General features: G+C 67.1%; 27 protein-coding genes and 1 other RNA gene. 7 read left to right on the top strand and 21 right to left on the bottom strand.

All coding sequences use genetic code 11. The features are described 5' to 3' along the window. The first annotated feature begins 309 nt into the window (after positions 1 to 309). Positions 310 to 717 carry a PGPGW domain-containing protein gene (locus tag ACILQR_RS08525; RefSeq protein WP_395651025.1) on the top strand — a complete coding sequence of 136 codons (408 nt, stop codon included), beginning with the start codon at positions 310 to 312 and terminating at the stop codon, positions 715 to 717. Between the two features lie 151 nt (positions 718 to 868). Beyond that, positions 869 to 1339, top strand: a complete 471-nt coding sequence (locus ACILQR_RS08530; RefSeq protein WP_395651026.1) for a DUF6789 family protein — start codon at positions 869 to 871, stop codon at positions 1337 to 1339. 56 nt (positions 1340 to 1395) lie between these two features. Here the strand turns inward: ACILQR_RS08530 and ACILQR_RS08535 are convergent, their stop codons facing one another. The 5 genes from ACILQR_RS08535 to ACILQR_RS08555 all read right to left on the bottom strand — a co-directional run bounded on the left by ACILQR_RS08535 (position 1396) and on the right by ACILQR_RS08555 (position 4012). Continuing rightward, positions 1396 to 1911, bottom strand: a complete 516-nt coding sequence (locus ACILQR_RS08535) for a F0F1 ATP synthase subunit B (protein WP_271144478.1) — start codon at positions 1909 to 1911, stop codon at positions 1396 to 1398. Between the two features lies 1 nt (position 1912). After that, complete coding sequence (locus ACILQR_RS08540; RefSeq protein ID WP_395651027.1) at positions 1913 to 2512, bottom strand: hypothetical protein; 600 nt, start codon at positions 2510 to 2512, stop codon at positions 1913 to 1915. Between the two features lie 78 nt (positions 2513 to 2590). Next, the gene (locus ACILQR_RS08545) at positions 2591 to 2815 is read right to left on the bottom strand and encodes a F0F1 ATP synthase subunit C (RefSeq protein ID WP_269516148.1); all 225 of its coding nucleotides are present in this window, start codon (positions 2813 to 2815) and stop codon (positions 2591 to 2593) included. 56 nt (positions 2816 to 2871) lie between these two features. Then, positions 2872 to 3645: a F0F1 ATP synthase subunit A gene (locus tag ACILQR_RS08550; RefSeq protein WP_271144476.1), complete on the bottom strand. Its 774-nt coding sequence runs from the start codon at positions 3643 to 3645 to the stop codon at positions 2872 to 2874. Between the two features lie 7 nt (positions 3646 to 3652). Further along, a complete protein-coding gene (locus ACILQR_RS08555; RefSeq protein ID WP_395651028.1) occupies positions 3653 to 4012 on the bottom strand; it encodes an AtpZ/AtpI family protein in 360 nt (119 codons plus the stop codon). Between the two features lie 261 nt (positions 4013 to 4273). Here ACILQR_RS08555 and ACILQR_RS08560 point away from each other — a divergent pair, with 261 nt between their 5' ends. Next, complete coding sequence (locus ACILQR_RS08560; protein WP_395651029.1) at positions 4274 to 5644, top strand: MATE family efflux transporter; 1371 nt, start codon at positions 4274 to 4276, stop codon at positions 5642 to 5644. Here ACILQR_RS08560 and ACILQR_RS08565 read toward each other — a convergent pair. The 7 genes from ACILQR_RS08565 to ACILQR_RS08595 all read right to left on the bottom strand — a co-directional run bounded on the left by ACILQR_RS08565 (position 5641) and on the right by ACILQR_RS08595 (position 15330). Next, positions 5641 to 6741, bottom strand: coding sequence for an exo-alpha-sialidase (locus ACILQR_RS08565; RefSeq protein WP_395651030.1), 1101 nt, complete (start codon positions 6739 to 6741; stop codon positions 5641 to 5643). The two genes, ACILQR_RS08560 and ACILQR_RS08565, sit on opposite strands and share 4 nt — an antisense overlap. Then, on the bottom strand, positions 6738 to 7466 hold the full coding sequence (locus ACILQR_RS08570) for a hypothetical protein (RefSeq protein ID WP_395651031.1): 729 nt from the start codon (positions 7464 to 7466) through the stop codon (positions 6738 to 6740). Before ACILQR_RS08570 ends, ACILQR_RS08565 begins: the two co-directional genes overlap by 4 nt. 136 nt (positions 7467 to 7602) lie before the next feature. Beyond that, positions 7603 to 9681, bottom strand: coding sequence for a DNA topoisomerase IV subunit B (locus tag ACILQR_RS08575; protein WP_395651032.1), 2079 nt, complete (start codon positions 9679 to 9681; stop codon positions 7603 to 7605). Next, entirely contained in the window at positions 9653 to 11008 is a 1356-nt protein-coding gene (locus tag ACILQR_RS08580; RefSeq protein WP_395651033.1) for an O-antigen ligase family protein, read from the bottom strand. Before ACILQR_RS08580 ends, ACILQR_RS08575 begins: the two co-directional genes overlap by 29 nt. Before the next feature lie 40 nt (positions 11009 to 11048). Continuing rightward, on the bottom strand, positions 11049 to 11444 hold the full coding sequence (locus ACILQR_RS08585; protein WP_271144469.1) for a hypothetical protein: 396 nt from the start codon (positions 11442 to 11444) through the stop codon (positions 11049 to 11051). Between the two features lie 147 nt (positions 11445 to 11591). Continuing rightward, a complete protein-coding gene (locus ACILQR_RS08590) occupies positions 11592 to 12911 on the bottom strand; it encodes a cellulase family glycosylhydrolase (protein WP_271144468.1) in 1320 nt (439 codons plus the stop codon). A 67-nt stretch (positions 12912 to 12978) separates the two neighbouring features. Next, positions 12979 to 15330 carry an ATP-dependent helicase gene (locus ACILQR_RS08595; protein ID WP_395651034.1) on the bottom strand — a complete coding sequence of 784 codons (2352 nt, stop codon included), beginning with the start codon at positions 15328 to 15330 and terminating at the stop codon, positions 12979 to 12981. Between the two features lie 207 nt (positions 15331 to 15537). Between ACILQR_RS08595 and ACILQR_RS08600 the strand changes: the two genes are divergently transcribed. Continuing rightward, a complete protein-coding gene (locus ACILQR_RS08600) occupies positions 15538 to 15744 on the top strand; it encodes a hypothetical protein (protein WP_395651035.1) in 207 nt (68 codons plus the stop codon). A gap of 4 nt (positions 15745 to 15748) precedes the next feature. Here the strand turns inward: ACILQR_RS08600 and ACILQR_RS08605 are convergent, their stop codons facing one another. Together ACILQR_RS08605 and ACILQR_RS08610 are read right to left on the bottom strand one after the other, a co-directional pair. Next, the gene (locus ACILQR_RS08605) at positions 15749 to 16468 is read right to left on the bottom strand and encodes an SIMPL domain-containing protein (protein WP_395651036.1); all 720 of its coding nucleotides are present in this window, start codon (positions 16466 to 16468) and stop codon (positions 15749 to 15751) included. 82 nt (positions 16469 to 16550) lie between these two features. Continuing rightward, positions 16551 to 16766: a ribbon-helix-helix domain-containing protein gene (locus ACILQR_RS08610; protein WP_395651037.1), complete on the bottom strand. Its 216-nt coding sequence runs from the start codon at positions 16764 to 16766 to the stop codon at positions 16551 to 16553. Between the two features lie 86 nt (positions 16767 to 16852). Between ACILQR_RS08610 and ACILQR_RS08615 the strand changes: the two genes are divergently transcribed. Together ACILQR_RS08615 and ACILQR_RS08620 are read left to right on the top strand one after the other, a co-directional pair. Continuing rightward, the gene (locus tag ACILQR_RS08615) at positions 16853 to 17611 is read left to right on the top strand and encodes a Coq4 family protein (protein WP_395651038.1); all 759 of its coding nucleotides are present in this window, start codon (positions 16853 to 16855) and stop codon (positions 17609 to 17611) included. Between the two features lie 101 nt (positions 17612 to 17712). Continuing rightward, positions 17713 to 18621, top strand: coding sequence for a DMT family transporter (locus ACILQR_RS08620; RefSeq protein ID WP_395651039.1), 909 nt, complete (start codon positions 17713 to 17715; stop codon positions 18619 to 18621). Between the two features lie 3 nt (positions 18622 to 18624). Here ACILQR_RS08620 and ACILQR_RS08625 read toward each other — a convergent pair whose 3' ends face one another. Next, entirely contained in the window at positions 18625 to 18768 is a 144-nt protein-coding gene (locus ACILQR_RS08625; RefSeq protein ID WP_395651040.1) for a hypothetical protein, read from the bottom strand. 29 nt (positions 18769 to 18797) lie between these two features. Continuing rightward, complete coding sequence (locus tag ACILQR_RS08630) at positions 18798 to 18974, bottom strand: DUF4169 family protein (protein ID WP_395651041.1); 177 nt, start codon at positions 18972 to 18974, stop codon at positions 18798 to 18800. Positions 18975 to 19049: 75 nt separating this feature from the next. On the opposite strand from ACILQR_RS08630, the gene ACILQR_RS08635 reads away from it, so the two are divergent. Continuing rightward, positions 19050 to 19286 carry a DUF2171 domain-containing protein gene (locus ACILQR_RS08635; RefSeq protein ID WP_271144459.1) on the top strand — a complete coding sequence of 79 codons (237 nt, stop codon included), beginning with the start codon at positions 19050 to 19052 and terminating at the stop codon, positions 19284 to 19286. Positions 19287 to 19340: 54 nt separating this feature from the next. On the opposite strand, the gene ACILQR_RS08640 is transcribed toward ACILQR_RS08635, so the two are convergent. The 5 genes from ACILQR_RS08640 to ACILQR_RS08660 form a co-directional block, all read right to left on the bottom strand. Then, a complete protein-coding gene (locus ACILQR_RS08640) occupies positions 19341 to 20105 on the bottom strand; it encodes a C13 family peptidase (RefSeq protein WP_395651042.1) in 765 nt (254 codons plus the stop codon). Positions 20106 to 20175: 70 nt separating this feature from the next. After that, entirely contained in the window at positions 20176 to 20664 is a 489-nt protein-coding gene (locus tag ACILQR_RS08645; protein ID WP_395651043.1) for an SspB family protein, read from the bottom strand. A gap of 71 nt (positions 20665 to 20735) precedes the next feature. After that, positions 20736 to 21099, bottom strand: a transfer-messenger RNA (tmRNA) gene (ssrA, locus tag ACILQR_RS08650). Between the two features lie 9 nt (positions 21100 to 21108). Next, complete coding sequence (locus ACILQR_RS08655; protein ID WP_395651044.1) at positions 21109 to 21294, bottom strand: hypothetical protein; 186 nt, start codon at positions 21292 to 21294, stop codon at positions 21109 to 21111. Then, the coding region (locus ACILQR_RS08660; RefSeq protein ID WP_395651045.1) for a glycine zipper 2TM domain-containing protein at positions 21294 to 21565 on the bottom strand (272 nt) is incomplete at its 5' end. The genes ACILQR_RS08655 and ACILQR_RS08660, both read right to left, overlap by 1 nt.

A 21565-nucleotide genomic window follows, 5' to 3' on the forward strand; every position in this document is an offset into this window, starting at 1 on the left:
CCCGGTCCGGCCCGGATCAGCCCGCAGGCAATGGACACCGGCGTCGCCGCAAGGCTCTGGACGATGTCAGAGCAGATCACTGGCGTGACCTTCGGATAGGTCCACTGCCTGTGGCCCATTGGCCACCGATCTGCGGGTCCGATCCCGCCTTACAAAACCTTCACCGTTCAGCCTCGGTTCAGCCACCGAAGCAGAATGTAAACACCTGTGTGGCAAGGTCGTCACGGTCGTGGTTTTCGCCGCCGATCGTGGACCCGGAGAACTCCGGCGACGTTGTACAGAACTGACTGACCTCCACTTGGATCGCCCGTGACCTTCGTGCCCGCTCTTTCCGGCTTCTCATCCCGTCCGCGGGATCCGCTGCGCGCCCTGCGCCGCAGCGCGATGCTGGTCGCCGGGGTGCTGGTGATCATCCTGGGCATCCTGATCGCGCCATTGCCGGGCCCGGGCGGGGTGCCGGTCATCGCCGTCGGTCTGGTTCTGGTGCTGCGCAGTTCCTACTGGGCCAAGCGCCAGTTCATCCGCGCCCAGTATGCCCGCCCGCGCTATGTCTATCCGTTCCGCCGCCTGCTGCGGAAGAACCCCGAGATCGCGCCGGTCTTCTGGCAACAGGCGCTGCGGGCCGAGAAGATGGTCCTGCGTCGCCGTCGCGGCCCCCTGGGTCGGTTCCGCAAGACGCTTCGCCGCGTCTGGCGTCGGACCTTCCACAAGGCCTGACCCACCCCTGATCCGACCCTGCGTCGCGCTGCGGCATCGCATCTGCGAAGCACGCGTTCGTGATTGTGGCCGAATGGCGCCCTGTACTCAGAGGCGTAGTCTCTCCCTCGCGTTATCGGAACAGACAAATGCGTTGGGAGGCGCTGTCGTTATGATGTCACGCGTACAAAAGGGTGTGGTCGCGGGTTTTGCGGCCACTGTGGTGGTCTCGATCCTCGAGGCGATCAATATGATGGCCGGTCCCTGGGTCACGCCCTACCCGGACATGCTGGCGTTCATGATGGGCATGGAGGGCAATCACGTCGTCGGCTGGATCGCTCACGTCGTCACCGGCACGGTGGTGCTGGGGTCGCTTTACGCGATCGTCTGCCCGCGTCTGCCCACCGACCTGCCGGCCACCAAGGGCATCGCCTTTGCGGTCGGGGCCTTCTGCGTCCTGATCGTCGGTCTGCTGATGTTCGGCGACCCGGGGGTGTTCAGCGGCGGCACCCTGGGCATCACCATCGCCTGGTTGCTGGTCTCGAACGTCATCTTCGGCTTCGTGATGGGCACGGTCTACGGCAACCTGGTCGAGCGCGAGAAGCGCGCGGCCAAGCTGATGGACGGCGTCCCGGCGCACTGAATCAAAACGGCCCCGCCGTCGCCGGCGGGGCCTGATCGGTTCGAAGTCGAACGAATCTAGTTCAGGCGACCGGCAATCTGGCCGATCGCGGCGTCGAGCAGCGGATCGCTCTTCTGGCCCGAAACGCGGGCGGTCAGGATCTGCTCGGCGGCGCGGGCGGCCAGGTCGGCGGCGGCCTGCTTGACCTCGGTCATGGCCTGGGCCTCGGCCTGGGCGATGCGACGCTCGGCCAGGGCCTGACGGCGGGCCAGGGTTTCCTCCAGCTTGACCTTGGCGTCGGCTTCCATGACGCGCGCATCGGCCTCGGCGGCGCGCAGCATTTCAGCCGCCTGGGCCTCGGCCTCGGCCTTCTCGGCGCGGATGGTGGCCAGCAGGGCCTCGGCTTCGGTGCGCAGGCGCGTGGCCTCGTCCAGCTCGGACTGGATCTTGGCGGCCTTGGCGTCGAGGGCACCGGCAACCAGCTTGGGCACGCCGACGAAGATGCAGATGCCGATGAAGATCAGCAGGCCGACGCCGACCCACAGCTCGGCCTCGGCAAAGTTATAGAAGTGTGCGGTCAGAAACGCGGGCATATCAGGCAGCTTCCTTGACGGCGGCGGCGACTTCGGCGGCCGTGGCGGCCTTGCCGGTCAGGCGCTCGACCATGGCGGCGGCGGTGTCGGTGGCGATGGCCGAGACATTGGTCATGGCGGCGTCGCGGGTCTTGCCGATGGCCAGTTCAGCCTCGGCGATGCGGGCATTGACGACGGCCTCTTCCTCGGCGGCGCGGCGGTTGGCTTCCTCGGTCACCCGGGCCTTGGCGGCGGCGGCGGTGGCGCGCGACGAGGCGCGGGCCTCGGCGACCTCGGCCTTGGCGATCTCGGCCTGGGAGGCGGCTTCGGCCTGGACCTGACGGGCGGTGGCGACGGCGGTGGAGATCGTGCTGGCGCGCTCGTCGAACACCCGGCGCATGCGCGGGGCAAAGACCTTGGCGATCAGCCAGTAGAGAATGGCGAACAGGACAACCAGATAGACGATCTGACCGAACCAGTGCTGGAATTCGAACTGAGGCAGGCCACCACCCTCGCCATGCGCGGCCTCGGTCGAGGCATGCGTGGTGTCGACCACATCGCCATGCGCCGCGTGAGCGTCATGAGGAGCGGCGGAACCGAGGTCGGGTGTGTGCGTGGCCATGCTTCGTCTGTCTTGCAAATCAATCGAAAAGGCTCAGGCCCGGATCATCCGGGCCTGAGCCTGTCCGCAAAGGCGGCCTTAGGCCGAGTAGATCAGGATACCCAGAACGAACGACAGGATGCCCAGGGCTTCAGCCAGGGCGGCGCCGACGAACAGGTTGCCGATTTGCGAGCCGGCGGCCGACGGGTTGCGCAGGGCGCCCGTCAGGAACGAGCCGAAGATGTTGCCGACGCCGATGCCGGCGCCGATCATGCCGGTCATTGCGAGGCCAGCGCCGATGAGCTTGGCGGCTTCTGCTTCCATAATCTTTAGTCCTAGTCTGGGGTTGGTTGGTTAGGGACGAAAACTGAGGTGGGGCTTTAGTGCCCGTGGCCCAGGTTGACCACATCATTCAGATAGATGCAGGTCAGAACGGCGAAGACGAAGGCCTGGAGGAAGGCCACCAGGAACTCCAGCGCGGTCAGGCCGACGGTCATGCCCATCGACAGAAGCGCGATCGGCAGGCCCAGCCAGCCCACGGCACCCGTGACGCCGATGACGACGAAGCCCGCGAACACCTTCAGCGCGACGTGGCCGCCCATCATGTTGCCGAACAGACGAAGCGTCAGGGTGATGGGGCGCAGCAGGAACGACACGAACTCGATGATGACCACGAAGGGCAGCACGAAGATCGGCACGCCCGACGGCACGAACAGCTTGAAGAAGCCCAGGCCGTGCTTGGCGAAGCCGATGGCCAGCACCAGCAGGATGGTGATCACGCCGAAGGTGGCGGTGACCGCGATCTGGGACGTCGCCGTGAAGGTCAGGAACAGGCCGATGAAGTTCATGGCCAGGATGAAGGTGAAGACGGTGAACACGAAGGGGAACAGCTTGCGCCCCTCGTGACCGATGATGGAATCGACGATCCCGTCGATCATGCCGAACAGGGTCTCGCCCGCCGACTGCATCCGGCCCGGCACGACCGTGGCCTTGGCGGTCACCAGTTGCAGGAACAGGATCACCAGGCCGAACGCGATGGTCATGGCCAGGTGCGAGTTGGTGAAGGCGATCTGCTGCTCGCCGACGACGGGCAGGGTAACCGTCCCGAAATCGATCAGGGGTTCGATCTTAAACTGGTGCAGCGGATCAGCCATGGGCCCCTTAGTCTTCTTCGTCTTCGTCGAAGGGAACCGACTTCGGCTCCACTCCCGTTGCTCTTGCCTGGGCCATCAGGCGTTGCGCCGTCGACCAGGCCATAAATACCGAAACGGCGAAGCCCAGAAGGACGCCGCCGATCAAACCCCACGGCCCGGTCTCGAAGAACCGGTCCACGATCGCCCCCAACGCCAGGCCGACGAACACCCCACCGAACAGGTCGGCGATGATCCGCCAGGCCTGACCCGCCGCCGCCTGACCCGCCGCTTCATGCGAAACGGGGTTGGCGGTCCGCGCCTCCAGCGAGGATGCGCTGGCGGAGAGGCGTTTGATCGCCTCTTCGCGCGATTCCTGAGGAGTGGCCATGGGTTGTGTTTGCCCGGTGTCCCGGCGAGCCGGAACGGGTCTGAATTTCGCGCGGAACCTATCGCCGAGGGCTCGATTGGTCAAGGCGTGTTACAGTCCGTTGAAGTCTCTGATTTTACGACAGATTATTCACGGGAGGCCGTGGCGTGGCGAAGCGTCGCGATGACTGCTGGGCGATCGCCGGATTGGCCTGCGGGCGTGACCGGGGTGTGACATCCTGTCCTCGCGACCCGTGCTAACGACCGCCCGGGGGACACCATCATGCAGCAAGACCTGACCCAGGGATCGATTACCGGACGCCTGCTGGGCATGGCCGCGTTCATCGGCATCGGCCTGATTTTCCAGACACTGTATTTCCTCGTCGACCTCTATTTCGTGGCCAGCCAGGGCCCCGAGGCGATCGCCGGTGTCGGTCTGGCCGGCAATGTTTTCTTCCTGGCCATGGCGGCGTCCCAGATGGTCGGGGTCGGGGGTCTTTCGCTGATCGCGCGGTCGATCGGCGCCAAGGACCTGGATCAGGCCCGCGCCGTCTATGGCCAGGCCATGCTCCTGTCGCTGATTCTGGCGGTCGCCAGTCTGGTGCTCGGCTATCTGTTCTCTCGCCCGGCCCTGGCATTGCTGGCCGCCGACGAGGGCACGCTGGAGGCCGGGGTCGTCTATCTGATGGGCTTCCTGCCGGCGGTCGCCCTGATGTTTCCGACCGGGATCATGGCTTCGGCGCTCCGGGCCGCGGGCGTCGTCCGCCCCGCCATGCTGATCCAGGCGGGTACGGTGATCCTGAACGTGATCCTCGCGCCGGTCCTGGTCGCCGGCTGGGGTACCGGTCATGCGTTCGGCGTCTTCGGGGCCGGTCTGGCCAGTTCGATCTCGGCGGGGGTCGGGATGGTGGCCACCCTGCTGCTGTTCCCGCGCGTCCAGACGATTTTTGCGAAAGCCATTCCTCTTCCGCGCCCTGACTTCGCGCAGTGGCGGCGCATCATCGGCATCGGACTGCCGTCGGCGGCGGAGTTCCTGCTGATGTTCATCACCACGGCCGTCATCTATGGCGTGATCCGCCATTTCGGCCCCGAGGCCCAGGCCGGTTACGGCGTCGGATCACGGGTCATGCAGGCCATCTTCCTTCCCGCCATGGCGATCTCATTCGCCGTCGCGCCGGTGGCTGGCCAGAACTTCGGAGCGGGCCGGGCGGACCGGGTGCGTCGCACGGTGCGGGACGCAGCGGTGATCTCGTCGGCATTGATGCTGGTACTGACCTTTGTCTGCCAGATCTGGCCAGAGGCCCTGATCCGCGTCTTCGCCCCGGATCGGGCGGTGATCGAGATCGGCGCAGGCTTCCTGCGAATCATCTCGCTGAACTTCCTGGGCACCGGTCTGATCTTCATCGCCTCAGGCACCTTTCAGGCTCTGGGCGACACCCGACCGGCGCTGTACGGCAGCGTCTCGCGCCTGTTCCTGTTCGCGGGCCCGGCCATCTGGCTCTCTGCCCAGTCCTGGGCCCGGCTGGAGCATATCTGGTGGCTGTCGGCGACGGCGGTGGTGATCCACTGCCTGATTGCCCTGTGGCTTCTGCGCCGCGAACTCAGCCGCAAGCTGGCAGGGCTTGTTCCACCCGAGCCCGTGGCCGCCGGTTAGACCAGGCGGCGGGGGTCGATCATCGCATGGGTGATCCTGCGCCGATCATGGGTCCAGGTCGCATGGATCATCCCGTCCGCCGCCTGAATGATCGCCGGATAGGCATAGCCGCTGGGCAGGGGCTCGGTGGCCAGCACCAGCGACGGCCGCCAACGCACCCCGTCGTCCGACACCGCCAGCATCAGCGGATAGCGGGGTCCCTTGCCGGGCGTCTGTGCCGCATGGCCCGAATGATTGTAGATCAACAGGTGCCGCCCGTCGGCCAGGGTCAGGGCGTCCGTCCCCGAGTTCGGATTGGGCAGGTCGATCGCCCCCAGACCCGACCAGGTCCGCCCGCCGTCCCGCGACCAGGTCGAGGCCAGCGCGCCCTGTCGGGTCCGCGCCACGGCCTGCAACACCCCGTCCGCATGGACCAGCACACTGGGTTGGATGGCGTCGATGTTGAGCGGCGAGGGGACCGGGTCGGTCCGGGTCCAGCTCCGGCCGCGATCCTCGCTGCGTTCGAAATGCAGGCTCCAGCCCGCCCCGGCGCCGGCCCCGACGCCCTCGGCCAGCTCCACGCTGGAGGGCGACAGCCATGACCCGTCCGCCAGAACGACCGGCTTGTTCTTGATCGGCCCGAGGATCCCGTCCGGCAGCCGACGCGGTGCCGACCAGCTGCGTCCGCCGTCAGCTGACGTCATCACCATGCCCCACCAGTCCTGAGGCGTCGGCCCGACCTTGTAGAACAGGTGCAGGTCACTTCCCGGCGGCTGGAACAGCACCGGGTTCCAGGTCGGATGCCGCGACCCGTCGACCTGAACGCCCGTGGTGACGCTGACGGGCGTCGTCCACCGCCCGTCTTCACGCCGCGCGAACCAGATCTCCACGTTGGGATTGCGCTCCCTGGTCCCGCCGAACCAGGCGGCGGCCAGGGTTCCATCGGTCGTCTGCACGACCGTCGAGGCATGGGCCTCAGGATAGGGGGCGTCGTCGTAGATGAAATCGGACGACACGACCGGCTCCGCCGCCGATTCCTGGGCCACGACCGGCCCGGGCGATGCGGCAACCAGGCCCACAGCGCCCAGACCCATTCCGCGACGCGTGACCTTGGTCATCGACGCAGCGCGGCGCTGGCGTCGCGGATGCTGGCACCCTCGACAGCGAACATCCTGTCGCCCGCGCTGACATAGATCGGGATCCGGTTCTGCAACGACAGAAAGACATGGGTCTCGACGGGTCCGGCCGACACGATCTGACTGACGACCAGGCCGACCGACTGAGCTCCTCGCGGTGCCTGATTCTTCGGCAGGTTCAGGCATGTGTTGGTCAGCTGGTCCCGGCGCAGCACGGTTCTGCCGTCGGCACTGATCCTGAAACGGTAATGGCCTCCCATCGGAATGATATTGGCGTCGGTCGTCGAGGTCAGCAGCCAGGCCAGCCAGCCGTCACTGTCGGGATCGCGCGCGACCACCGCATTCAGCCTCTGCGAGCAGCGCAGGGTGCCGATGTTGGCCGCCGCCGTCAGCCGCGCATTCCAGCGGGCCGTCTCCTCGTCGCTCAGGGTCCCGTCAGCGGCGGGGACCACCGCTCCGGCCTGACCGTCCGTGACCAGCACGTCCCAGCCTGCCTGCACGCCATCGGCTGCAGGCTTGAAGAAGCGAACCCTCTGGTTCTGGCCTTCTGGAATGACGACCCAGCCACGGACTTCGCCGATCCCGGCCTGTCCCAGTGCCGCCACCAGGGCATCGGTGGCGACCCACGACGCCGTGTCCTGGCGAAAGATTTCCTGGCCCATGGCGATGACCTTGGCCTGCGACCATTCCTCGATCGGTACGGGCATGGGGGTCGCGTCGCGCGACGCCTGCGCCTGAGACGGTGTGGATATCGCTCCCGCTGTCCCGATCAGGGCCAGCGCCACAATGCAAATGGCCGAAAACCGCATCGCCGACTCCCGAGTTACGGGATCAGGCGTAACTTCACACGTCCAGATCGGCAACCGCGAACTGGGCGTTGTCCTGGATGAAGCGGAAGCGGGCGTCGGCCTTCTTGCCCATCAGCCGCTCGACCAGATCCTCGATGTCGTCCTCGCTCTCAGGCAGGGTGACTCGGGCCAGGGTGCGCTTCTTGGGGTCCATGGTGGTCTCCTTGAGCTGGGAGGCCATCATCTCGCCCAGGCCCTTGAACCGGCCCAGTTCGACCTTTTTGCCCTTGAAGGTGGTGCGCATCAGCTCCTCGCGGTGCGCCTCGTCGCGGGCATAGTCGCTCAACGGCCCGCTCGACAGGCGATAGAGCGGCGGCAGGGCCATGAACAGCCGACCCTGACGGATCACCTCGGGCATGGAGCGATAGAAGAAGGTGATCAGCAGCGCCGCGATATGGGCCCCGTCCACGTCGGCGTCGGTCATGATGACGATCCGCTCGTAGCGCAGTGCATCGATGTCGAACCGCGGCCCCGGCGTGACGCCCAGCGCCAGCGTCAGGTCCGACAGTTCGATATTGGCCCGCAGCTTGTCGGCGGTCGCACTGGCGACGTTCAGGATCTTGCCGCGCAGGGGCAGGATGGCCTGTGTCGTCCGATCGCGCGCCTGTTTCGCCGACCCGCCGGCCGAATCGCCCTCGACGATGAACAGTTCGGTGCCGTTGGCCGATTGGCGCGAACAGTCCGACAGCTTGCCGGGCAGGCGGAGCTTGCGCGTCGCGGCGGCCCGCTGGACCTCCTTGTCCTTGCGACGGCGCAGCCGGTCCTCGGCCCGGTCGATGACGAACCCCAGCAGGGTGTTGGCCTGTTTGGGGCTTTCGGTCAGCCAGTGATCCAGCGGATCGCGCAGCAGGGCCTCGACCAGCCGCTGCCCCTCGGGCGAGGACAGCCGGTCCTTGGTCTGGCCCTGGAACTCAGGATTGCGGATGAAGACGCTGATCAGGGCCCCGGCGTTGGCGATGACGTCCTCGGCCGTGATCTGGACCGCGCGCTTTTCGTTGGTCAGTTCGCCATAGGCTTTAAGGCCTTTCACCAACGCCGCGCGGAAACCCGCCTCATGCGTGCCGCCGTCCGGGGTCGAGACGGTGTTGCAATAGGACTGCACGAAGCCGTCGGCCTCGCCGAACCCGATCGGGGACCAGGTCACGGCCCATTCGACCGCGCCCGCCTCGCCCTTGCGCTCGACCCGACCGGAGAAGGCGGGGGTCACCGTCTCCATCTCGCCGATCCGCTCGGCCAGGGCGTCGGCCAGGCCGTTGGGGAAGTGGAAGGTGGCGGTGGCGGGCGTCGCGTCGGTGATCCGCTCGGGCGCACAGGTCCAGCGGATCTCGACCCCTCGGAACAGATAGGCCTTGGACCGCGTCATGCGGAACAGCCGCGCGGGCTTGAACGCGGCCCCGACGCCGAAAATCTCGTGGTCGGGATGGAAGCGGATCAGGGTGCCGCGCTTCTTCGACGGCTGGACCTGGACGATCGAGCCTTGCGGGATGCCCCGGCTGAACGACTGCTTCCACTCGAACCCGTCGCGCCAGACGGTGACGTCCAGCACGTCCGACAGGGCGTTGACCACCGAGACGCCGACGCCGTGCAGACCGCCCGAGGTCTCATAGGCCTTGCCCGAGAATTTGCCGCCCGAGTGCAGCACGGTCATGACGACTTCCAGCGCCGACTTGCCTGGGTGTTTCGGGTGCGGATCGACCGGGATGCCGCGCCCGTCGTCCTTGACCGACAGGAAGCCGTCGGCGTCCAGATCGACGGTGATCAGCTTGGCATGGCGCGCCACCGCCTCGTCCATGGCGTTGTCGAGAACCTCGGCGAACAAATGGTGCAGCGCCCGCTCGTCGGTGCCGCCGATATACATGCCGGGACGTTTGCGGACGGGCTCCAGCCCCTCTAGCACCTCGATCGACGACGCCGAATAGCCGCCCGGGACCGGGGGCGGGGAGGGGGCTGCGGCAGGCGCAGCAGCGGGCGCAGGCGTCGGTGCCGCGGCCTGCGGCTTCAGCTCCGGCGCGACCTCGGCCTTCTTCGGCTCGGGCTCGGGGATGTCATCGAACAGGGAGGGGGCGGCGACCATGCGGGGAGTGTGCTGCGATTCGGGATCGCGTCAGGTAGGCCGCGCCGCGACCGTGGGCAAGGCGACCTTGAACAAGCGGTGCCCGCATAACCTCGGGATCCGCCAGCAGCCCCCGTGTCATGATGGCCAGCAACAGCGCCCAGGGCAGGTTGGCGTTGGTCAGCAGCACGCTCTCCGACAGGCTGAGCAAGAGGAAGACCGCGAAATAGGCGATGCCGAAATAGCCCTCTCGCGCTCCGGCGACCGGAATGCGGAACAGGGATGTCAGGAACGCCAGCATCACCGCGAACCCGACCGAGAACGCCCCCGGCCAGCCCAGCTGGATCAGCAGGTCGATCCAGCCGTTGTGCGCCGACGGCACGGGCCACTGGGTCTCGGCCCGGATAAAGGCGGCAGGGATCGACTCCCGCCCCCAGAAGGCCTGATAGCCGAAACCGGTCCAGGGCCGTTCGCCCACCTCGCGCATCAGGGCGACCCAGATGTCGGTGCGTCCGGTCAGGGACGGGTCCTTGCCCAGCGCCTTCAGCACCACGGCCGGGTCCGTGATGAAGACATAGCCGACTGTCCCGGTCAGAACGACGCCGAACCACAGCGCCACCACCGTCAGGGCAGGTCCGCCCTGACGCATCGCCCACAGCGCCCCGACCACCCCGACCCCGATCAGCAGGCACAGCAGAGAGGTCTTGGACTGGGTGGCCAGCACCAGAACGGTCGTCACCACCAGGGCCAGCGCGGGCAGCAGACGCCGTCGGTCCTCGGACGCCAGACAGGCCGCCGCAGCCACGGCCCCCGCCACCATGACCACGCCCATCTGATTCTTCTCGTACCACAGCCCGCGCCACAGGCCGGCGTTGTCGTACTGGTGGATGCCGATGGCGGGAAAGGCGAACACCATCACCAGACTGCCCAGCCCCATCAGCAGGCCCGACAGCATAAGCACCCTCGGCAGATGCGGCCCCCGGAACACGGCCCCCAGATAGATGGCGAACAGGCTGGAGAAGAACAGCGCAAGCGTCCGCCTGGCCGTCACCCCCGGATCGATCGACCAGTATTTCGACGCATAGGCATGCAGGCACAGCAGGACCAGGATCACCAGCGCCGGCCACGCCTTGACCATCCGCTCGGCGCGCCAGCAGCACAGGCCCAAGGTCACCGCATAGACCGGCAGCCAGATCAGCCTCAGAATCGGCGTCTCCTGCTGCAACGGCGCGAACACGGGGCCTATCAAGGCCCCGGTCAGCATGACGATCACCCCGATCGCCGCCGCCTGTTCCCACAGGGGCGGTTCGGGTTCGTCGAACACGGGGTCTGGACGGGCGAGGGTCACGTCCGGCAGGGTCGGCGATCGTGCTTAAGGAAGCGTTGGCCTATTCGCCGCTGGCGACCTTCAGGGCCGCCTCGATCCGCGCCACGACGGCGGGGTCCGCAGCGTTGGCGGCCTTCAGCGCCGCGCCTTCGGCGATCAGGCCGTCGCCGCACCGCATCGTCTCCATCTGCGCCTGGACCTCTCGGTCCCGCTCCGACCCGTCGCCCCCGATTTCGCCACCCAGGTGCGAGCAGAGTTCCGCGCGCCAGGCCAGGTTCGCCACCGGCTCGGTCGGCGGTGTGTTGGCCGCATCATAGGCTGCCTGATCCGCCGCCTCGGCCGCGAGTGCGGCAGCGGTCGGTGCCTCCGCCTGCAACGCCTCCGACTTCGGCGCATCCGCCGGGGTGCAGGCGGCCACGGCCACTGCGGTCAGGGCGATCAGGATGTTGCGGTTCATGTCAGGCGCTCCCCGGGGGCATAGGTTGGCGATCTGTGGGCCTGAACAGGCGTCTTGGAAAGCCGATTCGGGGCTACCGATCGGCCGCCTCCACGAACCGATCGATCACCCGTGTCCCGGTCGCCTTCCCACCTTCGACCGTCGCCGTCACATGTCGGCCAGTGACCTGGCGTGGACAGTGACCAACCTTCGGGTCGATGCGTCCGTATCGAAGACCCCATACCAGCCCTGAGGCTCATGTGGCGGATCACCCAGCCAGGCGTTGTCGCCGCTCTGGAACCGGAAGTCCGGATTGCGCGTCCGGCCCTCGCCGTTCCAGGCCCAGAAATTCGATCCGACCAGCGGCCCGCCAATCCTCGCATCCGCCAGGACGGCGGCGTGGATGTCCGCATAGAAGCTGTCTCTCATCGTCGTCGGCACGGCGGGTTCGTACCGGTCGCCGTTGCGCGGATAGCCGAACTCCTCGATCACCAGCGGCTTGTTCAACTGACGCGCAAAGCCGATGTGCTGCGCGACATAGTCCCGTGTCTTTTCCCGCGCGGAGTCGTGTGACCCGGCCATGTCGGTCCGATCCAGCCAGCCCCAGTTCCCGGGCCAGATGTGGGCGGTGGTGTAGTCGATCTCGGCAAAGGCCTGGGTGGCCATGACAATGTCGGCCTTCTCGACAGATCCCTTCAGCCCCTCGCCGCCGGTCGAGACGAGATGGTTTGGATCGATCGACTTGATCAGGCGGGCCGTGCCCTGGATCCAGCCGTAGAAGGCCTGCAGGTTGGCGACGGCCTCTGCCTCGCCGCCGGCGGGCCGCGGCTCGTTGGCCAGCTGCCAGGCCATGATCGTCGGATCGTCGCGATATCGGACGCCGGTGACGCTGTTGGTCCGCCCGACGACCGCCCGGACATAGTCGTGGTAGAGGCCGACCGCCTCGGAACTGCGATAGAAGTCGGCGATGAAGTTCGGGAACTCCGGCCACGGATGAGCCGGGTCGTTCATGTTCAGATAGCGCCCGCCGTTGACCCACGACAGATAGGTCATCATCCCGCCGGACCACTCCCAGAAATTGGTCAGGTAGAGCACCGCCTTCATGCCGCGCTTGCCGATCTCGGCCAGCGCATGGTCCAGGCCCACCAGCAGGGTTTCGTTGTAGCTCGCGCTCTGATCACGAAACGCGGGACGCACGGAATTCCTGAGCGGCGAAAGCTCGGCCGAGGCCCCGATCCGCAGGTTGGTCACGCCGTCCGACGCCAGGGCGTCCAGCTCGCGCCCCAGCCGCGCCCGGTCGCCGAAGTCCGCATCCGCGCCCAGCCAGGCCAGATACCAGGCGTTCGATCCGACGAACCTGTACGGCTTCCCGTCCAGCATAAGGGCCATGCCTTCGCGGGTTACGAAACCCGTCCGGACCGCCCCGACAGCAGGGCCCGCCACGAGCACGGCCGCCGTCGCGGCAAGGACATTTCGGCGCGTCGCCATCGCAATCTCCGCAGGGTTAGCGATACCATTCCTTAAAAGGAGCACCGGTTCAAACTCGAGCCCGATCTCAGGTGTCCGCCTTCTCCACGAACGTATCGATGACCCGCTTTTCCCCCGCCTTCTCGAAGTCGATCAGCAGCTTGTTGCCCTCGATGACCCGCACCGCGCCGTAACCGAACTTCTGGTGGAAAACCCGCTCCCCCCTGGTCCAGCCGGCCCCCGCCTTGGGGTCGGCGGTGGCGACCAGGCGGCCTTCGCCTTCGATGACGGTGTGGCGGGCGTGCGCCGCCCTCGGCGTCTGGGTGGCGGTGAACGACTGGGCCCGTTTCCAGCCCGGTGAGGAATAGCCCGAACCGAACGACGGCGCGTCGTCCCAGCGGCTCTTGGCCTCCTTCATCCCGGTGGAGGCACCGTAGTATCCAGTGTCGCTCTCGGCCTCCACATTGGCGATGGGCAGTTCGTCGACGAAGCGGCTGGGCAGTTGCGAGGTCCAGCGGCCATAGACCAGCCGGTTGGCGGCAAACGAAATCCGCGCGTCCCGTTTCGCCCGCGTCACGCCCACATAGGCAAGCCGCCGCTCCTCCTCGAGCCCCTTCTCGCCCTTCTCATCGATCGACCGCTGGGAGGGGAAAACCCCTTCTTCCCAGCCCGGAAGGAAGACCAGAGGGAACTCCAGCCCCTTGGCCCCGTGCAGGGTCATGATCTGCACCGCGTCATCCCCGGCCCCGCGATCCAGATCCATGACCAGCGAGACGTGCTCCAGATAGGCCTGCAGCGTCTCGTACTGCTGCATCGCCTGGGTCAGTTCCTTCAGGTTATCCAGACGCCCCTGACCGGTCGTCCGGTCGGCCTTCTGCATGTCGGTATAGCCGCTCTCTTCCAGGATGGTCTCGGTCAGCTCCCAGTGGCGGGTGTCGGCGGCCAGGGCCCGCCAGCGGTCCATGTCGCGCACGAAGGTCGACAGGGCCGTCCGCGTCCGGGCCTGAAGCTCGTCGGAGGTGATCAGGTCGCGCACCGCCGTCATGGCCGAGACCTGCCGATGGCGCGCCACCGACAGGATTTTCTGCACGCTGGTGTCGCCGATCCCCCGCTTGGGGACATTCACGATCCGCTCGAAGGCCAGGTCGTCGTCCTCCGACTGGATCAGCCGCAGATAGGCGTGGGCATCGCGGATCTCGGCCCGTTCGAAGAAGCGCGGGCCGCCGATCACCACATAGGGGATGGCCAGCATGACGAACCGTTCCTCGAACGCCCGCATCTGGAACGACGCGCGAACCAGGACGGCCATGTCCTTGTATTTCATGCCCGGTTCGCCCGCGTGGGGTCGCCGCGCGGTCTCGATCTCGTCGGCGATCAGCCGGCTCTCGGCCTCGCCGTCCCAGACGCCCCGCACACGGACCTTGTCGCCGGTCTGGTCCTCGGTCCACAAGGTCTTGCCCAGCCGGTCGCGGTTGGCCGCGATCAGCCCCGACGCCGCCCCCAGGATGTGCGACGTCGAGCGATAATTGCGCTCCAGCTTGACGATCTTCGCGCCCGGGAAATCCCGCTCGAACCGCAGGATGTTGTCCACCTCGGCGCCGCGCCAGCCATAGATCGACTGGTCGTCGTCGCCCACGCAGCAGACATTGCCCGTCGAGGCCGTCAGCAGCCGCAGCCACAGATACTGGGCCACGTTGGTGTCCTGGTACTCGTCGACCAGGATGTATCGGAACCGCCGCCGGTATTCCTCCGCGATATCCGCATGTTTCGACAGGATCGTCAGATTGTGCAGCAACAGGTCGCCGAAGTCGCAGGCGTTCAGCGTCGCCAGCCGCGCCTGATATGAGGCATACAGGATCTGCCCCTTGCCGTTGGCGAAGTCCTCGGTGCTGGGCAGTTTCTCCGGCGTCCAGCCCCGGTTCTTCCAGTGGTCGATCAGCCCGCTGAGCGACTTGGGCGTCCAGCGCTTGGTATCGATATTGGCGGCCTCCAGCAGTTGCTTCAGCAGCCGCTCCTGATCGTCGGTGTCCAGGATGGTGAAGCTGGATTTCAGCCCGACCAGTTCGGCATGCCGCCTCAGAATCTGCGCCGCCACCGAGTGGAACGTCCCCAGCCACCGCAGCCCCTCCGCCGACGGCCCGATCAGATGGGTGATCCGTTCGCGCATCTCGCGCGCGGCCTTGTTGGTGAAGGTGACGACCAGCAGCTCCCACGGCCGCGCCCGGCCCGTCGCCAGGATGTGCGCCAGCCGCGTCGTCAGCACCCGCGTCTTGCCCGTGCCGGCACCGGCCAGCACCAGCACCGGCCCCTCCGTCGTCTCGACCGCCAGCCGCTGTTCGGGGTTCAGCCCGGCCAGATAGTCGGGCAGTTCGGCAACGCCGCCGGGTCCGCGCGAACGGGCCAGGTCGGAGATGCGGGGGGCGGGCACGGAATCGGTCAAGGTCGGCAACGCTCTCGGGCCGGCTGACGCGCCGGCGGAATCGGGGAGAACATATGTAGCACACCGGTGAACGCCAGCGACGCCGTTCGCATCCGCGTTCATCAGTGCGTTCATCGGCCTGAACGTCTTGAGACCGGCTCGCAGGGAACCGTGGCTGTACCGTCCCGTTCACAGCCCATCGTTCAACGGGCTTTGGGAGACACCACAATGGCTGAAGGCAACACCGGAAACACCTCGGGCGGCGGCAACATGGGCCTGGCCTTCATCGTCGGCGGCCTGCTGGTCGTCGTCGTGATTATCGCCTTCTTCGTCTTCGGACGCGGCGGCATGCCGGACACGACCAAGGACATCGACGTCGACGTCAACCTGCCCAAGGTCGAGGCGCCGTCGGTGCCGACGCCGCCGTCGACCTGATGGCCTATTTCAGGCGATAGCTGACCGTCGCCACCACCCGCACCCGCTTGTCCAGCGAGGTCGATTCGGAATCCACGTCCTCGCGGGCCAGGATTTCGAACGACCCCTGGGTCGCCTGGGAAATGCCGCCCAGACTCGTTTGGGCGTCCATGGCGAACTGTTCGGCACCGGTGCGGGCGGATGCGGTGGCCTCGGCGATCATCGCCGGGCGGACTTCGTTCAGCTTGGTGAAGACGTAGGTCGGGGCCGTGAAGTCCAGCACCACGCCCTCGCGCACCAGATCGTTCAGCGCCCGCTCGGTCTGGGCCACACGCCGCACGTCATTGGTCCGCACCGTCACCGTCTGGGCCAGGATGTAGTGGGGCGCGTTCTCTGACGAGACATATTCACGGGCCTTGGTGTCGGTGACCTCCAGCCGACCGATGGTCACCACGTCGTCGGGATAGCCCTGAGATTTCAGGAAGGCGCGGACCCTGGCCAGGTCGCCGTCGATCTTGGCCTGGGTCTCCGTCAGCTCCTCGCCCGCGCCGGTGAAGCGCAGCGACAGGATGGCAAGATCGGCGGTGACGCCACGCTCGGCCAGACCCCGCACGGTCACCTGACGATCGCCGACCTGGGCGTTGACCACGCCGTTGCCGATGAAGGCCCCGGCCCCCAGCAGGCCGACGGCGATCAGCCCGCCGAAGATGGCGGCCGGTGCCCAGGATTTTTCCAGAAAGCTCATGACGTTTCCCCCGAAATTTGAACGGGGTAGCCCGGTTGCACGGACCCCGATTGCGCGGACATTGCGCCGCCCCAAGCGATTGTCAAACGGTGTTTTTTTTCGCCGTCCAGCTCAGCGCCAGCACCCGGCAGGCCGAGGCCAGCGGCCGGCGTCCGCGCGTCTGGTCGATCCAGGCCAACAACCCCGCCTGGCTCAGCTCGCGCTCCGCCGCGATGGCGTCCAGCACCGTCCAGAACTCGGGTTCCAGCGCCACCGAAGTCGCGTGACCCGACAAGGAGACCGACCGCTTCTTCAGCATTCGTGCCTCCGCTTGCGACGACTTGAACCCATATTAACGCCGATCAGTCTCATGTATGTTGTGTTTGATCCCACGGGGACGATCCCATGACCACCGTCGAATTCTCGGATGATTTCGGTCGGGTGCGGCCACAGAAGCTGCGCCCGCTCAAGGCGCTCGCCGCCTTCCGCCGCCTGATCCGCGACAAGGAGGACACCGCCCAGGTGTTCGAGATCATGCGTGCCCTCAGCGGTCGCTCGATCGCCCGGGGCTATGGGCGGATGCTGGCCTCGATCGAGGGTGGTCGCCAGGCCTTCCTGCGCGACGAGCTGGCGCTGAAACTCGACGATCCGACGTGGCTGGCCGCCTTCGCGCCCGGTACGGTCGGTGCCGCCTATCGTGAGTTCCGCGAGGCGAAGGGCTTCACCGCCGACGGTCTGGCCGAGGTCGAGCGCGAGGTCATTCCCTTCACCGACGCGCCGCATCCCCACCTCTGGTATTCGCGCCGGCTGCGCGACGTGCATGACATCTGGCACGTGCTGACCGGGTACGGCACGGATGCGCTGGGCGAGGCCTGCGTGGTCTCTTTCTCCTACGGCCAGACGCAAAATCTCGGCTTCGGATTCATCGGCTGGGGTGCCGCGCGCGAGATCCACCGCGAGAACGCCTCTATCCCCGCCCGCAAGGCGGTGCTTCAGGCCTGGCGGCACGGCCGCGCCGCGCGCTGGCTCCCGGCCCTGGACTATGAGGCCCTGTTCGCCGAACCGCTCGAGGCTGCGCGGTCCCGCCTCGGCCTGCGCCCCGCCGGCGTCTATGCCGCCGTGCCCCAGGAAACCCTGCTGGCCCTCAAGCTCCGCGCCGCCTGATCTGACATAAGCCGCACTGATGCCGGCGCGGCGACATTGACGGTTGCATCGCCGTCCAGTGACGTTCATCGGCTGGGTCAAGCCGTCCCGAGACCTCCCCCGTGTCCCTGATCTTCAAACCCTCTCCCATGGCCGTCGCCGTGGCCAGCGTCGTCGTCTGCGCCCTGATTTGGGGCACGACCTGGTATGCGATCACGTTCCAGCTCGGGGTCGTCGATCCGATCGCCTCGATCGTCTGGCGGTTCGGCTTGGCCTCGATCGTCCTGTTCGCAATGGCCAAGGCCACCGGCCAGTCGATCCGCCTGTCGCGGTTCCAGCACCTGTGCGCCTCGGCCCAAGGCATCCTGGCCTTCGGGGCCAGCTATGCCCTGGTCTATGAGGCCGAGATGCGCGTCGCCTCGGCCATCGTCGCCGTCGCCTTCGCCAGCATGGCCCTGATGAACCTGATCATGTTCCGCGTGGTCGAGCGCCAGACCGCCGCTCGGCCCGTCTGGATCGGTGCCGGTCTGGGGGCCGTCGGTGTCGTGGTCATCTCGGGTGGCGAACTGATCGGCGCGGACCTGGGGCCCGTCGGCATGGTCGGCATCGCCATGGCCCTGGGGGCCTCGGTCGCCTCGACCGCCGGCAACTATTTCGCCTGGAAGGGGCAGGGCAGGGGCACGAACGTCCTCCCCGGCACGGCCTGGGCCATGGCCTACGGCGTCGCCGGTCTGGGGCTGATCGGCCTGCTGACCGGAGTGCATTGGACCATCGACCTCAGCCCGGCCTACATCGGCTCGCTGCTGTACCTGTCGATCTTCGGCTCGGTCGTGGCGTTCGGCCTGTATCTGAACCTCGGCCGGTCGCACGGCTATACACTGGCCAGCTACATCGGCGCCCTGACGCCGGTCATCGCCACCGTCATCTCGCTGGTGTTCGAGGGCGCGCGGTTTCAGTGGACCGCGCTGGCCGGTCTGATTCTGGTCATCGCCGGCCAGGTCTTTGTCATCCGCGCGCCCAAGGCCCCCTGAGCCTCAGCCGAACCAGCCGCGCTTCCTTTTCGGCGGGGTGGCGGACGCAACGGTCTCGCCCTTCGCGGTCCCGTCCTTGGCGACACGGCGCGCCTGCTCGGCCCTGGCCCGCCGAAAGGCGAGCAAGGCGATCAGCCCCAGGTTCATCTTCTCATTTCGAGACCAGCCGCCCACGCTCAGTCCTCCCGCTTTGCGCCGTCAAGCAGCCGCGCCGCCCGATCGCGCTCCGTGTCCGCCGCCTCGCGCTGGGCTTTGGTCCGGCCGTGCGCGGCGCGATTGGCCACCGCAACGGCCTTGTCAGCGGCCTTGTCGCGCGCCTTCCGGGCCCGGTTCAGATTGACGATCTCGCCCATTCTCAAAGCTCCGCCGTGAACCCCGATCCCCTTACCGCGTTGAAAGTCCACGCCATCAGGACAGGAGACACCCCCATGGTAGACGCCTCGCTCATCAAGGAACACCTCGAAGTCGTCGGCTCCGACGGCGGCCATGTCGGCCGCGTCGATCACGTCCACGGCGACACCATCGAACTGGCCAAGCTCGACTTCGCCGGCGGCTTCAAACACCACATGATCCCCGTCAGCTGGGTCGATCACGTCGACGAACACGTCCACCTCAACGTCACCGAAGACGACGCCAAGGCCCGCTGGAGCGAAAAGCCCCACTGACGCCGCTGAGGCCCCAGACCATCGAAGGCCCCGCCCATCCGGCGGGGTCTTTTGCTATCCGGGCGGATGCCCGAACCGCACCGTCGGAAGCAGGAACTGCATGTTCGCCCCGATCGACACCTGCGGCTCCGAGCCCGGCGACAGCCCTTCCGCCTCCTCGCGGCGCTTGACGCACCCCCGCGCAGCGTTGGCCAGAGCGACGAAGTCAGAGGCCGTCTTCAACCCCTCGATCACGCAGCCGTCGAAATAGGGATAGATCGCGTCCTCGCTGCACCCGAACGACGACCGGTCGCGCCGCGCCGCCGTCATCACCATCCGGTTCGGCCCCGCCAGGGCGTCCACGAAGATCCCGGAAAAGCAGGCCGAGACCACCACCACCGTCGGCCGCGCCTGGCACAGTTGTCGCACCAGGGTCGCCATGGCCGTTGGGTTCAGCGTCCGGTCCGGCCCGAACACCATCCCCTCCGGCGAGCCGTGCGAGGTGAAATACAGCAGGCAGCCGCCCGTCGCGCCGGCAGTGACCTGTGCCATGCCCTGGGTCGCCTGCGCCGCCGTCACCGGCTCGGCCACGTCGGGCCGCAGGGTCGCGTCATACAGGCGGTCGCGCTGGAAACCCGCCGCCAGAAGCCCGGCCGTCAGGTCGCGTCGCGCATTGTCGAAGGCCTGGATCGGCTCGCCGCCACTGGTCCGCCAGTCCGCTGCGATCACCGCACCGGACCAGTCCGACAACCGGCTCTGGGCGAAGGCAGGGGCCCCGGCGGCCATCGCCGCGACCAAGGCCAGAAGGGCCGTCCACGCTCGCCAGATCGATCCCGTCACCCACCGCCCCCGCACCTCTGTGTGGGCCAGCTTATCCGGATCGACGCATCGGAAAAGACCGTCGCGACGGCTATTTCTTGCGGAACTGGTCCAGCGACACGACCTTGGGGCCGTCATCGTCGCCCGACGGCCGGGGCTCGGTCGGCTTCGGGGCCTCGGCCAAGGTCAGGACCGGCTCGGCCGGAGTCTCCGGCGGCTCGAACTGCAGCAGGAATTTGACGCTGGGATCATAGAACCGCGTCACGGCCGTATAGGGCACGGTCAGCACCTTGGGCATGCCGCCGAACTTCAGCATCACCGAGAACAGGTCCGGCTCGACCGCCAGATCCCAGTACTGGTGTTGCAGGACTATCGTCATCTCGTCGGGGTATTTGGCGATGACGTCGGGCGGCACGCTGACGCCCTTCGCCCGGGTCTTGAAAGTGATGTAGAAATGGTGCTCGCCGGGGATGCCGCTGGGGCTCTGCGCCCGCTCCAGCGCCAGGCGGATGACGCCGCGCAGCGCATCCTGCGCCAGCGCGTCATAGTTCATCTCGTCGACCGGGGTCTGTTCCGCCATCTGATCCTCAAGGTCTGCGAGCGCGACTGATAGCGGCGCAGGGCCGTTGGCGAAAGTCGCGATGTGAGGAAAGTGCCAGGGGTTCTGTTGGCAGGCCCCCTGGCGGCCCCGCCTGAGGATCTGAACCCTCAGGACTTAAGATTCGAAATCAACCGAACCGCATTACGCGGCGAGGCGGACTTCTCCAGCGAAGTTATCGTTCGCAGTTAGAAAATGGCCCGATACGGTGGGCCAGGACGAGCGAAAGCAGTCTTCTTTACACGTCCGTCGATGCTAGTCGGCCCCGCATCTCCCTCCGATAACGGGGAGCGATTGGTGGAGCCGCCGGGAATCGCACCCGGGTCCGGTCCGCTTATTACAAGCGCGTTTATCGCCATATCCGGAGCAAGCCCCGGCAAGACCCATATAGGCCCGATCGTCGGCGCTTCCAAGGGGAGGGCGAAATCAGCCCCCGCCGGTCCGCCCTGTCGCCTTGCCCGTGCCGTCGCAGACTGGGCATGTCTCGCCGTCGGGAAGGGCGCCGACGCCTTCGCATTCGGGACACAGGGTCGCGTCGGGATGCTGGCCCGAGGCAGGGTCGGACGGGTCCTGCGGGGTCAGGCCGTGATCGTCGATGTCGTGCGGATTCATCACCAGCGCCTGCCGTTTTCCTGCCAGTAGACGCGTTCGCGGCCATAGCGGCCGTCGCGGTTGTAACCGCCGAAGCCGTAGCCGCAGGGATCCTCCTCGGCCGACAGCTCGCGTCCCAGCAGCCCGCCCAGGGCCGCGCCGATCGCTGCGCCGCGCTCCCGGTCGCCGGGACCCGCGATCGCCGCCCCGGCCGCCGCGCCCAGCAAGGCCCCGGACGTCGTCGCCCGGTCGCGGTTGCGGGCATAGTCCCGCTCGCAGGCGGACGCATAGC

Origin of the sequence: Brevundimonas sp. (genome assembly GCF_044239655.1) — a bacterium.
GTDB lineage: Bacteria > Pseudomonadota > Alphaproteobacteria > Caulobacterales > Caulobacteraceae > Brevundimonas.